This window comes from Stenotrophomonas sp. ESTM1D_MKCIP4_1, from assembly GCF_003086895.1.
GTDB lineage: Bacteria > Pseudomonadota > Gammaproteobacteria > Xanthomonadales > Xanthomonadaceae > Stenotrophomonas.
Window position 1 is genome coordinate 2,052,154 of sequence record NZ_CP026004.1, and the last position, 13,104, is coordinate 2,065,257.

General features: G+C 66.5%; 11 protein-coding genes. 7 read left to right on the forward strand and 4 right to left on the reverse strand.

Translation table 11 applies throughout. The annotated features are described in order from the left end of the window. Window positions 1-8: 8 nt before the first annotated feature. Window positions 9-2,600 (forward strand): bifunctional aconitate hydratase 2/2-methylisocitrate dehydratase, encoded by a 2,592-nt coding sequence (gene acnB, locus C1924_RS09495; protein ID WP_108765066.1) that lies wholly within the window; start codon window positions 9-11, stop codon window positions 2,598-2,600. A gap of 121 nt (window positions 2,601-2,721) precedes the next feature. On the opposite strand, the gene C1924_RS09500 is transcribed toward acnB, so the two are convergent. Next, entirely contained in the window at window positions 2,722-3,969 is a 1,248-nt protein-coding gene (locus C1924_RS09500; protein ID WP_108765067.1) for a LysR family transcriptional regulator, read from the reverse strand. Window positions 3,970-4,069: 100 nt separating this feature from the next. On the opposite strand from C1924_RS09500, the gene C1924_RS09505 reads away from it, so the two are divergent. The 6 genes from C1924_RS09505 to C1924_RS09530 all read left to right on the forward strand — a co-directional run bounded on the left by C1924_RS09505 (window position 4,070) and on the right by C1924_RS09530 (window position 10,455). Beyond that, window positions 4,070-4,741: a 4-carboxy-4-hydroxy-2-oxoadipate aldolase/oxaloacetate decarboxylase gene (locus tag C1924_RS09505; protein ID WP_108765068.1), complete on the forward strand. Its 672-nt coding sequence runs from the start codon at window positions 4,070-4,072 to the stop codon at window positions 4,739-4,741. After that, entirely contained in the window at window positions 4,734-5,789 is a 1,056-nt protein-coding gene (locus C1924_RS09510; protein ID WP_108765069.1) for a 4-oxalomesaconate tautomerase, read from the forward strand. Before C1924_RS09505 ends, C1924_RS09510 begins: the two co-directional genes overlap by 8 nt. A gap of 43 nt (window positions 5,790-5,832) precedes the next feature. After that, on the forward strand, window positions 5,833-7,146 hold the full coding sequence (dctA, locus tag C1924_RS09515; RefSeq protein ID WP_108765070.1) for a C4-dicarboxylate transporter DctA: 1,314 nt from the start codon (window positions 5,833-5,835) through the stop codon (window positions 7,144-7,146). Between the two features lie 88 nt (window positions 7,147-7,234). Continuing rightward, the gene (locus C1924_RS09520) at window positions 7,235-8,518 is read left to right on the forward strand and encodes a carbohydrate porin (protein ID WP_108765071.1); all 1,284 of its coding nucleotides are present in this window, start codon (window positions 7,235-7,237) and stop codon (window positions 8,516-8,518) included. A gap of 24 nt (window positions 8,519-8,542) precedes the next feature. Further along, the gene (locus C1924_RS09525) at window positions 8,543-9,565 is read left to right on the forward strand and encodes an amidohydrolase family protein (protein ID WP_108765072.1); all 1,023 of its coding nucleotides are present in this window, start codon (window positions 8,543-8,545) and stop codon (window positions 9,563-9,565) included. Continuing rightward, window positions 9,565-10,455, forward strand: coding sequence for an amidohydrolase family protein (locus C1924_RS09530; RefSeq protein ID WP_108765073.1), 891 nt, complete (start codon window positions 9,565-9,567; stop codon window positions 10,453-10,455). Before C1924_RS09525 ends, C1924_RS09530 begins: the two co-directional genes overlap by 1 nt. A gap of 83 nt (window positions 10,456-10,538) precedes the next feature. Here C1924_RS09530 and C1924_RS09535 read toward each other — a convergent pair whose 3' ends face one another. The 3 genes from C1924_RS09535 to C1924_RS09545 are packed head-to-tail and all read right to left on the reverse strand — an operon-like array spanning window position 10,539 to window position 13,071. After that, window positions 10,539-11,612, reverse strand: coding sequence for a chemotaxis response regulator protein-glutamate methylesterase (locus tag C1924_RS09535; protein WP_108765074.1), 1,074 nt, complete (start codon window positions 11,610-11,612; stop codon window positions 10,539-10,541). Next, complete coding sequence (gene cheD, locus C1924_RS09540) at window positions 11,609-12,205, reverse strand: chemoreceptor glutamine deamidase CheD (RefSeq protein ID WP_108765075.1); 597 nt, start codon at window positions 12,203-12,205, stop codon at window positions 11,609-11,611. Before cheD ends, C1924_RS09535 begins: the two co-directional genes overlap by 4 nt. After that, on the reverse strand, window positions 12,202-13,071 hold the full coding sequence (locus C1924_RS09545) for a CheR family methyltransferase (protein WP_108765076.1): 870 nt from the start codon (window positions 13,069-13,071) through the stop codon (window positions 12,202-12,204). The genes cheD and C1924_RS09545 overlap by 4 nt, the downstream gene beginning before the upstream one ends. Window positions 13,072-13,104 lie beyond the last annotated feature (33 nt).

Below are 13,104 nucleotides of genomic sequence, written 5' to 3' on the forward strand. Positions count from 1 at the left end.
GAGTTGTCATGTTGGAAGCCTACCGCCACCACGTCGCCGAGCGCGCTGCGCTTGGCATCCCGCCGCTGCCGCTGAGCGCGCAGCAGACGGCCGATGTCATCGAACTGCTGAAGAACCCGCCGCAGGGCGAGGCCGAGTTCCTGCTCGACCTGCTGACCCACCGCGTGCCGGCCGGCGTCGACGATGCTGCCAAAGTCAAAGCCTCGTACCTGGCGGCGATCGCCCTGGGCAGCGAGCAGAACCCGCTGATCAGCCGTGAGCGCGCCACCGAACTGCTGGGCACCATGCTCGGCGGTTACAACGTCGCCCCGCTGGTGCAGCTGCTGGACGATGCCAGCATCGGCACCATCGCCGCTGACGGCCTGAAGAAGACGCTGCTGGTCTTCGACGCCTTCCACGACGTGCAGGAAAAGGCCAAGGCCGGCAATGCCAATGCGCAGGCCGTGCTGCAGAGCTGGGCCGATGCCGAGTGGTTCACCAGCAACCCGGAAGTGCCGCAGAGCCTGACCGTCACCGTGTTCAAGGTGCCGGGCGAAACCAACACCGACGACCTGTCGCCGGCCCCGGATGCGACCACCCGCCCGGACATTCCGATGCACGCCCTGGCGATGCTGAAGAACAAGCGCGACGACGCAGCATTCACCCCGGAAGAAGACGGCAAACGCGGTCCGATCCAGCAGATCCTCTCGCTGAAGGACAAGGGTCACCTGGTCGCCTACGTGGGCGACGTGGTCGGCACCGGTTCGTCGCGCAAGTCGGCCACCAACAGCGTGCTGTGGTGGACCGGCGATGACATTCCGTTCATCCCGAACAAGCGCGCCGGTGGCGTCTGCCTGGGCGGCAAGATTGCGCCGATCTTCTACAACACCATGGAAGATGCCGGCGCGCTGCCGATCGAGCTGGACGTTTCGCAGATGGAGCACGGCGACGTGATCGAGCTGCGTCCGTACGACGGCAAGGCACTGAAGAACGGCGAAGTGATCGCCGAGTTTGAAGTGAAGAGCGAAGTGCTGTTCGACGAAGTGCGCGCCGGTGGCCGCATTCCGCTGATCATCGGCCGTGGCCTGACCGGCAAGGCGCGTGAAGCGCTGGGCCTGGCCCCGACCGATCTGTTCCGCCTGCCGGTGCAGCCGGCCGACAACGGCAAGGGCTTCTCGCTGGCGCAGAAGATGGTCGGCCGCGCCTGTGGCCTGCCGGAAGGCCAGGGCATGCGCCCGGGCACCTACTGCGAACCGAAGATGACCTCGGTGGGCTCGCAGGACACCACCGGCCCGATGACCCGCGACGAGCTGAAGGACCTGGCCTGCCTGGGCTTCTCGGCCGACCTGGTGATGCAGTCGTTCTGCCACACCGCCGCGTACCCGAAGCCGGTGGACGTGAAGACCCACCACACCCTGCCGGAGTTCATCTCCACCCGTGGCGGCGTCTCGCTGCGTCCGGGCGATGGCGTGATCCACAGCTGGCTCAACCGCATGCTGCTGCCGGACACCGTCGGTACCGGTGGTGACTCGCACACCCGTTTCCCGGTGGGCATTTCGTTCCCGGCCGGTTCGGGTCTGGTCGCCTTCGCCGCTGCCACCGGCGTCATGCCGCTGGACATGCCCGAATCGGTGCTGGTGCGCTTCAAGGGCCAGATGCAGCCGGGCGTGACCCTGCGTGACCTGGTCAACGCGATTCCGCTGTACGCCATCAAGTCGGGCCTGCTGACCGTGGCCAAGGCCGGCAAGAAGAACATCTTCTCCGGTCGCATCCTGGAAATCGAAGGCCTGCCGGAGCTGAAGGTCGAACAGGCGTTCGAGCTGTCCGACGCCTCGGCCGAGCGTTCGGCGGCCGGTTGTTCGGTGCGCCTGAACAAGGAACCGATCATCGAGTACCTGACCAGCAACATCACCCTGCTGAAGTGGATGATTGCCGAGGGTTACCAGGATCCGCGTTCGCTGCAGCGCCGTATCGAGAAGATGGAAGCGTGGCTGGCCAACCCGGAGCTGCTGGAGCCGGATGCCGACGCCGAATACGCCGCCGTCATCGACATCGACCTGGCCGACATCCACGAGCCGATCGTGGCCTGCCCGAACGACCCGGACGACGTGAAGACGCTGTCTGAAGTGGCCGGCGCCAAGATCGACGAAGTGTTCATCGGTTCGTGCATGACCAACATCGGTCACTTCCGCGCGGCTGCGAAGCTGCTGGAAGGCAAGCGCGATCTGCCGACCCGCCTGTGGGTGGCCCCGCCGACCAAGATGGACGCCTCGGAGCTGACCAAGGAAGGCGTGTACGGCACGTTCGGTGCAACCGGCGCGCGCATGGAAATGCCGGGCTGCTCGCTGTGCATGGGCAACCAGGCGCAGATCCGCGAAGGTTCCACCGCGATGTCGACCTCGACCCGCAACTTCCCCAACCGTCTGGGCCGCAACACCAACGTGTACCTGGGTTCGGCCGAACTGGCCGCGATCTGCTCGCGTCTGGGCCGCATCCCGACCAAGGAGGAGTACATGGCCGATGTGGGCGTGATCGCCAAGAGCGGTGCGGAAATCTACCGCTACATGAACTTCGATCAGATCGAGGAATACCAGGACGTGGCCAAGACGGTCGCTGCCTGATCCTGCGGGTCGGTTGATGCGGTAAACGAAGAACCCCCGGTGCGAGCCGGGGGTTTTTTGTGGTCGTTCAATTGGGGTCAGAGCCGTTTTCCTGCGGAAAACGGGTCTGACCCCGGCGGCCTCAGCGGTAGCGGAACGGCCAGGCGTCGGGGCCGTCGTTGCTGCGCTCGGCGCAGACGTCGCGGAAGGTCTGCAGGAAGGCCTGCTGCGGCCGCGTGGGGTGCCAGTCGGCGCGGGTGGTCAGGCCGATGCGGCGACGCAGGGCGTGGCCGGCCAGGCCCAGATCGGCCAGCAGGCCCGCCTGGCGCTCGATCAGGAACTGATCGCGTGACATCAACGTGAGCCAGTCATCTTCCAGCAGCAGGCCGCGGGTGATCACCAGCGAGCCACATTCGATCCGCAGCACTGGGGGCTCGTGACCGTTGTCGCGGAACATCTTTTCCCAGCGTGCGCGCACCGGTGCACCGGTGGCGGGGATGACCCAAGGGTAATCCAGCAGTTGCTCGAAGCGCCACGGCTGCTGCGCGGCCAAGGGATGATCTGCGCGACCGACGATGACCGGGTCATCGTCGAACAGGCCTTCCTGCACGACGTCGGGTACGGCACTGAGGTCGCGCATCGCGCCAACCAGCAGATCCAGGCTGCCTTCGCGCAGGTTGGACAGCAGTTCCGAGAAGGGTCCTTCAACCACATTCACCGTGGCTGCGGGCCACGCCCGCGCGAAGCGTGCCAGCGCCTGCGGCAGCAGCAGGGCACGCGCCAGCGGCATCACCCCGATGGCCAGGCGGCCGCCGTGCTGGTCGCGGGTCGCGGCCAGTTCATCCAGCCCGGTTGCAAGCTCGGACAGGGCCAGCCGCACCCAGCGCAGCAGGCGGGTGGCAGCCGGGGTAGCCAGCAGCGCCTTGCCCCGGCGCTGCAGCAGGGGCACTTCAATCACCGCTTCCAGATCGCGCACCGCGCGGTGCATGGCCGGCTGTGAGATTCCCGCGCGCGCTGCCGCCAGGGTGAAGCTGCCGGCGCTGTCCACGGCGTTCAGGGCGCGCAGCTGGCTCAGGGTCAGCCTCCGTTCGATGCTCGCCAGTGCGGGCAGGCGTGCGGCACGCCGGGCGGCGCGTACGCCGCGCGCCAGATAGGCCAGAGCGCGCTCGATCCGCGGCGCCAGCAGAACCGTGGCTTCGGTGGCGACCATGCCGCCGGGTTGGCGATCAAACAGCGGCGCATCCAGTTGCCGTTCCAGCCGTGCGATCGCCTGGGTAAGAGCGGGCTGGGACAGATTGATGTGCGGTGCCGCGGCACTGACGCCCCCGTGGGCGTGCACGGCCACCAGCGCGTGCAGGTGTTTCAGGTTCAGGTCGGGAAGCACATCCATGCCACAACTATAACCAGATTGAATGGCACGCACGAAAAACGATCTTGAGGGGAGGTAGGGCGCGGAACAGACTGCGCCATCACCAACGAAGGATGGATGGATGTCCCGCGTCATCACCCGCATCGAGCGCGCCGAACCGGCGCTGATCCAGTCACTGGCCGAGGCCGGCGTGGCCACCGTGCACGAGGCGCAGGGCCGCAGCGGTCTGCTGCATCCGCGCCTGCGCCCGATCTACAGCGGTGCACGCGTTGCCGGCAGCGCGGTCACTGTGTCGGTGCCGCCGGGCGACAACTGGATGATGCACGTGGCCATCGAGCAGCTCGGCGAGGGCGACATCCTGGTGGTGGCACCGACCAGCGACTGCACCGATGGTTACTTCGGCGATCTGCTGGCGACCTCGGCGCAGGCCCGCGGTTGCCGCGGCCTGGTCATCGATGCGGGTGTGCGTGATGTGCGCGAACTGACCGCGATGGGGTTCCCGGTGTGGAGCCGTGCCGTGCACGCGCAGGGCACGGTGAAGGAGACCCTCGGTTCGGTGAACGTGCCGCTGGTCTGTGGCGGTGCTCTGGTCAACGCGGGCGACGTGGTGATTGCCGACGATGACGGCGTCTGCATCGTTCCGCGTGCCGACGCGGCGCGGGTGGCCGCCGAAGCCCAGGCGCGCGAAGCACGCGAGGCTGACAAGCGCGAGCGCCTGGCGCGTGGCGAGCTTGGCCTGGACATCTACGCGATGCGCGAGCGCCTGGCTGCCAAGGGCCTGCGCTATGAATAAGGGCGTGCGTGCGATGTGGATGCGCGGCGGCACGTCCAAGGGCGGGTTCTTCCTCGCCCAGGACCTGCCCGCAGACGCGGCCGCGCGCGACGCGTTCCTGCTGCGCGCCTATGGTTCGCCTGACATGCGCCAGATCGACGGGATGGGCGGTGGCGACCCGCTGACCTCCAAGGTCGCGGTCGTTTCGCCTTCGCAGCGCGAGGATGCGGATGTCGACTACCTGTTCCTGCAGGTTTTCGTGGACCAGGCGCTGGTAAGCGACGCACAGAACTGCGGCAACATGCTGGCCGGTGTGGGCCCGTTCGCCATCGAGCGCGGCCTGGTGCCGGCGCGCGACGGTGTCACCCCGGTGCGGATCTTCATGGCCAACACCGGCACCCTGGCCACCGCCAGCGTGCAGACGCCGGGTGGCGAGGTGAACTATGCCGGTGAGGCGCGCATCGATGGCGTGCCGGGCAGTGCCGCGCCGGTGCCGCTGGCGTTCGAGGACACCGCCGGTTCCAGTTGCGGTGCGCTGTTGCCGACCGGCAACGCGGTCGACCTGATTGACGGTGTGGCGATGACCTTGATCGACAATGGCATGCCCTGCGTGGTGCTGCGGGCGTCGGATCTGGGCATCACCGGGCATGAGGACCGCGTCACGCTGGATGCCGACGAGGCACTGAAGGCGCGCCTGGAGGCGATCCGCCTGCAGGCGGGGCCGAAGATGAACCTGGGCGACGTGGCGGAGAAATCGGTGCCCAAGATGATGCTGGTGGCCGCGCCGGCCGATGGCGGCGCGATCTGCGTGCGCTCGTTCATCCCGCATCGCTGCCACGCCTCCATCGGCGTGCTGGGGGCGGTGACGGTGGCCACGGCGTGCCTGCTGCCGGATTCACCGGCCCATGCACTGGCCCGCCTGCCGGGTGGGGATACACAGACGCTGGCGGTAGAGCACCCCAGCGGGGCCACCACCTGCGTGATTGAACTGGATGAGGACGGCCAGGTGGCCCGCGCGGCCATGCTGCGCACCGCACGGAAGCTGTTCGACGGCGAACTGTTCGACTGAACAGGCAGCGCCTTTCTATTCTCTGCGACCTGGGAGGGTTGTTATGACCGTGGTAGGGAAGCGGCCGGGCCGCTTTGGAATCTTTGGCCAGTTGTGGTTCCAGGTGTTGGCCGGCACCGTGATCGGCGTCCTGCTGGGTTGGCTGCAGCCGGACCTGGGTTCGGCGATGAAGCCGCTTGGCGATGGCTTCATCAAGCTGATCCGGATGATGATCGGGCCGATCATCTTCGTCACCGTGGTGCACGGCATCGCCGGCATGCGTGACATGCGCAGCGTGGGCCGCCTGGCACTGAAGTCGCTGATCTACTTCGAGGTGATCACCATCCTTGCCCTGATCGTCGGGCTGGTGGCGGTGGATCTGTGGAAGCCCGGTGCGGGCATGAACATCGATGCGGCCACCATCGACATGGCCAGCATCCAGGGTTACGTGCACACTGCCCATGACCAGTCGATCGTGGCCTACATCATGGCCATCATCCCCAATACGCTGGTCAGTGCCTTCACCGAGGCCCATGTGCTGCAGGTGCTTTTCGTCGCGGTGCTGTTCGGTGTGGCCCTGGCCGCCATCGGCGAGCGCGGCAAGCCGGTGATGAGCGTGATCGAGAGTGTCTCCGGTGCGCTGTTCAAGATCATCGGTTACATCATGTACGTGGCGCCGATAGGCGCGTTCGGTGCCATCGCCTTCACCGTGGGTCAGTTCGGTGCTGCCTCGCTGCTGTCGCTGGGCGAGCTGATCATCGAGTTCTTCGTGGTCTGTGGGCTGTTCACCGTGCTGGTGCTGGGCACGGTGTGCTGGTGGACCGGTGCCAGCCTGTGGCGCCTGCTGGGCTATCTGCGCGATGAGATCGTCATCGTGGCGGCGACCACCTCGACCGAGACCGTGCTGCCGCGTCTGATCGAGAAGATGAAGAAGCTGGGCTGCGAGGAAGGCGTGGTCGGCTTCGTGATTCCCGCCGGCTACTCGTTCAACCTCGATGGCACCTGCCTGTACCTGACCACGGTAGCGATTTTCCTGGCGCAGGCCACCAATACCGAGCTGACCGTGTGGCACCAGCTGGGCCTGATTGCGGTGCTGCTGCTGACCTCCAAAGGTGCTGCGGGCGTTGCGGGTGCGGCGTTCGTGGTGCTCGCCGCCACGCTGGGCACCACCGGGACCATCCCGGTCGCCAGCATCGCGTTGATCCTGGGCATCCACCGCATCCTGGCCGAAGGCCTGACCTTCGTGAACCTGATCGGCAATGCGATTGCCGTACTGGTGATTGCCAAGTGGGAAGGCAAGCTGGACGAAAAGACCATGGCCGAACAGATCGGCACCCGCCGGACCCGGCAGCGCCTGCTTGGCGCGCAGCCTGCCTGAGGGCATGGCCTGACGACTGACGGCCACCGCGCGTGGCCTCCATTGAACGCATCGACCTGGCGCCTGCGGCGCCGGGAAGGGAGAGAACATGTCGCAGTTCCTGCGCACCCCGCTGTACCTGCTGCTGGCCAGCGCGCTGGCAGCGCCCGTTTTCGCCGCTGAACACAGCGTGCCCGAAGGCATTGACCTGACCCTGGATCTGGTCGGCAATGTGGCCCACAACCCGGTTGGTGGTGTCGAACAGGGCACCGAAGGCTCGTACTGGGTGATGGCCCAGTCGAAGTTCGACCTGGATAAACTGTTCGGCGTGCACGGCACCGAGGTGGATGCACAGTGGGCCTGGTTTGCCGGGCGCAACCTGGCGCGCGAGAAGATCGGCAATTCGATCAGTGCGCAGCAGACCTGGCGGCCCGTGGCCGGCGGCCGCCTGACCCGGCTGACCATCCGCCACCGCTTCGACAACGGCCTGAGCATCACCGCTGGCCGCGCGCCAGTGAACAGCTACTTCAACAACTCGCCGCTCAACTGCGTGTTCATGAGCAATGCGATGTGCCTGACGTCCTATGGTGCGATCACCGATCTGGGCATCACTGCTTACCCGAACTCGTCCTGGGCCGGCATTGTGCGCTACGACGTGGATGACCGCTGGTACGCACAGGCTGGTGTGTTCGATTACAACAATGAACTGAACAAGGCCGGCAAGAACGGCGTGGATTTCTCGTTGGGCGAGGGCACCGGCACCATCAGCGCCTACGAAGTCGGCTACCAGACCAGCTTCGCCAACGATCGCCTGCCGCGTGCATACCGCGTGGGCATGTATCGCAACAGCGACGGTGGCAGGAGCCCGTACTTTGATGCCAATGGCAACTCGGCAGCGCTGACCGGCAAGCCGACCGCTGCGCAGGACGGCGCGCGCATGGGCTGGTACGCCATGGGCGACCAGACCGTCTGGCGTGGCGCGGGCAAGCGCAATCTGGCTGTGTTCGGGCGTGTGTACGTCAATACCGGCAACGAGGCCCCGGTCGATCATTTCGTGTCGGCCGGCTTCGTCAAGACCGGCACATTTGCTGGCCGCGACCAGGACACCTTGGCCCTGTTTGTTTCCAATACGCATTTCAGCGACGAACAGATCGGCTTCCTGCGTGATCGCCGCAGCCGCTACGGCGGTACCGGTGCACCGCATGCCGACGAGATCATCACCGAGCTCAGCTACGGCTGGGCGGTGAAGAAGGGCATCCGCCTGATGCCGAACCTGCAGTACGTCATCAACCCTGACCCGATCTACGCGCCCACGCGCACCACCAACATCCCCGACGCGCTGATTGTCGGCCTGCGCGTGGATGTGCATTTCGCCCAGCTGTTCGGCTGGTGATCCATCGCCCCAGGAGATCCCCCCATGATCATCGACTGCCACGGCCACTACACCACGGCCCCTGCGGGCCACGATGCCTTCCGCAAGGCGCAGGTGGCCCACTTTAACGACCGCTCGCTGCCGGCAGCGGTCTATCCCGCAATCAGCGACGACGAGCTGCGCGACAGCGTGGAAGCCAACCAGCTGCGCCTGCTGCGCGAGCGCGGCGCGGACATGACCATCTTCTCGCCGCGTGCCAGCACCATGGCGCACCACATCGGCGATGAGCAGGTCAGCGCCGAATGGACGCGCCACTGCAACGACCTGATCGCACGGGTGGTGCAGCTGTATCCGGAACAGTTCATCGGTGTCTGCCAGCTTCCGCAATCGCCGGGTGTCCCGATCGCGCATTCGGTGGCTGAACTGGAGCGCTGCGTGAACGAGCTTGGCTTCGTGGGCTGCAACCTCAACCCGGATCCCTCGGGTGGCCATTGGGACGGTCTGCCGCTGACCGATCGGTCCTGGTACCCGTTCTTCGAGAAGATGGTCGAACTGGACGTGCCGGCGATGGTGCATGTATCCGGCAGCTGCAACGCAAACTTCCACGCCACTGGCGCACATTATCTGAACGCCGATACCACGGCCTTCATGCAGTTCCTGCAGGGCGATCTGTTCCGTGATTTCCCGGAGCTGCGTTTCATCATCCCGCATGGCGGCGGCGCGGTGCCGTACCATTGGGGTCGCTTCCGGGGCCTGGCGGACATGCTGGGCAAGCCGCCGCTGGCCGAGCATGTGATGAAGAATGTCTACTTCGATACCTGTGTGTACCACCAGCCCGGTATCGATCTGCTGTTCGAGGTGATCGACATCGACAACATCCTGTTCGGTTCGGAAATGGTCGGCGCGGTGCGCGGCATCGATCCGCAGACGGGGCACTTCTTCGACGATACCCGCCGCTACGTCGATGCACTGGCGCTGTCCGAGGCGGACCGCTGCAAGGTCTTCGAGGGCAATGCACGCCGCGTGTACCCGCGGCTGGATGACCAGCTGAAGGCGAGGGGGCTGTAATGGGCGCGTTCCAGAAGGATGCCGACTGGCTGGACTACTGCGCCCAGCCGAGCCGCCCACGGTTCGTACCGCCGCCGGGTGCGGTGGATGCGCACTGCCACGTGTTCGGCCCGGGCGACGTGTTCCCGTACGCGCCCGAGCGCAAGTACACGCCGTGCGACGCCGGCAAGGCGCAGCTGTTCGCGCTGCGTGACTTCCTCGGGTTCAGCCGCAATGTGATCGTGCAGGCCACCTGCCATGGTGCCGACAACCGCGCCCTGGTCGATGCGCTGCAGGCCAGCGGGGGCTTGGCGCGGGGCGTGGCCACCGTGCGTGACACGGTCAGCGACGAGGAACTGCAGCAGCTGCATGCGGCCGGTGTGCGCGGTGTGCGTTTCAACTTCGTGCGCCGCTTGGTCGATCCCAAACCGGATGCCTATTACCACGCGATCATCGACCGCATCGCGCCGCTGGGCTGGCACGTAGTGGTCTACTTTGAAGCGGCCGATCTGGCCGAGCGCTGGAAATTCTTCACTTCGCTGCCGACCACCGTGGTGGTGGACCACATGGGCCGGCCGGATGTCAGCCAGCCGGTGGACGGGCCGGAGTTCCAGAGGTTCGTGCAGTTGATGGCCGAGCACGGCAACGTGTGGAGCAAGGTCAGCTGCCCCGAGCGGCTGTCGCGGGTGGGGCCGCCGGGGTATGCCGACGTCGTGCCGTTCGCCCGGCATCTGGTGGAGCGCTTCCCGGATCGCGTGCTGTGGGGCACCGATTGGCCACACCCGAACATGAAGGATCACATGCCTGATGACGGGCATCTGGTGGATGTGATTCCACACATCGCACCGACGTCGGCGTTGCAGCAGAAGCTGCTGGTGGACAATCCGATGCGGTTGTATTGGGGTAACTGAGGTTGCCGGCCAGCGGCCGGCACTACCGTTCGCTGCCAGCCAGATGGTAGTGCCGGCCGCTGGCCGGCAATCCGTGATGTTGATCAGCCGCGCGCCAGCGCCAGCAACCGTTCGGCAATCCGCTCCAGCGGCACTTGTTCCTCGGCCGCGCCCAGCTTGAACGCGGAACCGGGCATGCCCCAGACCACGCTGGTGGCTTCGTCCTGCACCAACGTGGGCGCGCCGGCCTGGCGCATTTCCAGCAGGCCGCGTGCGCCGTCGTCACCCATGCCGGTAAGGATGGCGCCAATGGCGTTGCCACCCGCGGCCTGTGCCACCGAACGGAACAGCACGTCCACCGCCGGCTTGTGCCGGTTCACTGCCGGGCCGTCGTCGATGCGGCAACGCCAACGTGCGCCATCGCGGATGATGCGCAGGTGCTTGCCGCCGGGTGGAAGGTAGGCATGGCCAGGCAGCACCGCTTCACCATCACTGGCTTCGCGCACGGCCATCGCTGAGTGGCGGTCCAGGCGTTCGGCGAACGCGGTACTGAAGCTGGCGGGCAGGTGCTGGGTCATCACCACGGCCGGGGCGTCGGCCGGCAGACCCTCGAGAACCACGCGCAGCGCTTCGGTGCCGCCGGCCGACGAGCCGATGGCGATCAGCCGGTCGGTGGTGCGGAAGTGGGGTGCGGCCGGGCGAAGCGACGGGCTGGTATCGAGGATGAGTTTGGGTGCGGTGGTCCGCATCAGCGGGCGCACGCGCGAGCGCGCGGCCATTTTCACTTTCGCGATGATTTCATCGGCATAGCCCTGCAGGCCGCGGGCGACGTCCAGCTTGGGCTTGGAGACGAAGTCGACCGCGCCCAGGGCCAGGGCCTCCAGGGTGGTGTCGGCGCCGCGCTCGGTGAGCGAGGAGATCATCACGACCGGCAGCGGGTGCAGCCGCATCAGGTTTTCCAGGAACGCCAGGCCGTCCATGCGTGGCATTTCCACGTCCAGCGTGATGACGTCCGGGGCCAGACGCTTGATCTTTTCGCGCGCCAGCAGCGGGTCGGCGGCGGTGCCGACCACGTCGATGCCCGGATCGCTGGACAGGATTTCGGTGAGCATCTGCCGCACGACGGCAGAGTCGTCGACGATGAGGACCCGGCAGGGGGCGTTGCCGGGCACGTTCATTCAAACAGCTCCACGCCACCGGTGACCGGCGCCTTGGACAGGCGGGCACGTACGGCCGATTCGGTTGCAGCCACTTCGGCTTCGTGTGCGTGGGGCAGGCGCTGCACCACGACGCGGCCGGTGTCGGCGAAGAACCAGATCTTGCGCGGGTGGATGCCGCACAGGTCCTCGGCGATGATCGGAATGTGCTCGGCCTGCAGGTACTGGCGCACGAACTCGGCGTTGCGCGTGCCTACCGGGTTGCTGGTGAAGCCCTTCAGCACGTTGGCGCCGCCAAACACTTTGGCCTCGATGCGCTTGCGGTGTGCGCCGCGCTTGAGCATGTCGTTGATCAGAAGTTCCATGGCGTAGCTGCCGTAGCGGGCGGGGGCGCCATCGCCGGCATTGCCTTCGGGCAGCAGGAAATGATTCATGCCACCGATCTTCAGCACCGGGTCGCGCAGGCAGGCCGCCACGCAGGAGCCCAGCGTGGTGGTCAGCGCGGTGGCGTCATCCACCACCAGGTACTGGGTGGGCAGCAGCTTGGCGGCGACGGTTTTGAAGCGCGCATCCTGGTAGCGCATCACCTCGTCGGTGCGCAGCGAAGCGTTCATGCGCCGGCCCCTTGTGCACGGCGGTACAGCGTCCGGCCACAGGGCTGGATCAGGTCGGCCGCGTGCAGGTAATTCTCCGAGTGGCCGGTGTACAGCAGGCCATCTTCATTGAGGTGCTGCACCAGGCGGCCGAGGATGGCGCGCTGGGTGGGCTTGTCGAAGTAGATCATCACGTTGCGGCAGAACAGCGCATCGAACGGGCCGCCGACGTCGTAGCGCGGGGCCAGCAGGTTGAGCGGGCGGAAGTCGATCAGCTCGCGCAGCGCGGGCAGGACACGGCACTGTCCTTCATTGGGGCCGCTGCCGCGCTGGAAGTAGCGGCGTCGCAGGTCCGGGTCGAGGTTGGTGACGCGGTCGATGTTGTAGACGCCGCGGCTGGCGGTGGCCAGTACCTGGGTGTCCACATCGGTGGCGACGATGCGCACGGGCGGCTTCAGGGTGCCGAAGGCCTCGCAGGCGGTGATGGCCATGGAGTAGGGCTCTTCACCGGTTGAGGCGGCGCACGACCACAGCAGCAGCGGACTGCGGCTCGAGCGCTGCTGCAGTTCCTCGCGCAGCTTGTCGAAGTGGTGCGGTTCGCGGAAGAACGAGGTGAGGTTGGTGGTCAGTGCGTTGGTGAACGCCTGCCACTCATCACCGCCGTCCTGTTCGAGATGGTCCAGGTACTGCTGGAAGCTGCGCATGCCCAGCGTGCGCAGGCGGCGCGACAGGCGGCCGTAGACCATGTCGCGCTTTGCCGGGGCGAGTGCGATGCCCACGCGCTGGTAGATCAGGTCGCAGACACGGCGGAAATCACGGTCGGCGAACTCGAATTCGCGGGGGCCGGTGACGATGGGAGTAGGACTTTGCACGGGGGACGTGTCCATCGGCGAGGGCGGCGGCCGAAGCCGCCGCCGGGA

Excerpts from the sequence above, each read along its gene's own strand:
- acnB (WP_108765066.1), top strand. The coding sequence starts at position 9 with ATGTTGGAAGCCTACCGCCACCACGTCGCCGAGCGCGCTGCGCTTGGC.
- C1924_RS09500 (WP_108765067.1), bottom strand. The coding sequence starts at position 3,969 with ATGGATGTGCTTCCCGACCTGAACCTGAAACACCTGCACGCGCTGGTG.
- C1924_RS09505 (WP_108765068.1), top strand. The coding sequence starts at position 4,070 with ATGTCCCGCGTCATCACCCGCATCGAGCGCGCCGAACCGGCGCTGATC.
- C1924_RS09510 (WP_108765069.1), top strand. The coding sequence starts at position 4,734 with ATGAATAAGGGCGTGCGTGCGATGTGGATGCGCGGCGGCACGTCCAAG.
- dctA (WP_108765070.1), top strand. The coding sequence starts at position 5,833 with ATGACCGTGGTAGGGAAGCGGCCGGGCCGCTTTGGAATCTTTGGCCAG.
- C1924_RS09520 (WP_108765071.1), top strand. The coding sequence starts at position 7,235 with ATGTCGCAGTTCCTGCGCACCCCGCTGTACCTGCTGCTGGCCAGCGCG.
- C1924_RS09525 (WP_108765072.1), top strand. The coding sequence starts at position 8,543 with ATGATCATCGACTGCCACGGCCACTACACCACGGCCCCTGCGGGCCAC.
- C1924_RS09530 (WP_108765073.1), top strand. The coding sequence starts at position 9,565 with ATGGGCGCGTTCCAGAAGGATGCCGACTGGCTGGACTACTGCGCCCAG.
- C1924_RS09535 (WP_108765074.1), bottom strand. The coding sequence starts at position 11,612 with ATGAACGTGCCCGGCAACGCCCCCTGCCGGGTCCTCATCGTCGACGAC.
- cheD (WP_108765075.1), bottom strand. The coding sequence starts at position 12,205 with ATGAACGCTTCGCTGCGCACCGACGAGGTGATGCGCTACCAGGATGCG.
- C1924_RS09545 (WP_108765076.1), bottom strand. The coding sequence starts at position 13,071 with ATGGACACGTCCCCCGTGCAAAGTCCTACTCCCATCGTCACCGGCCCC.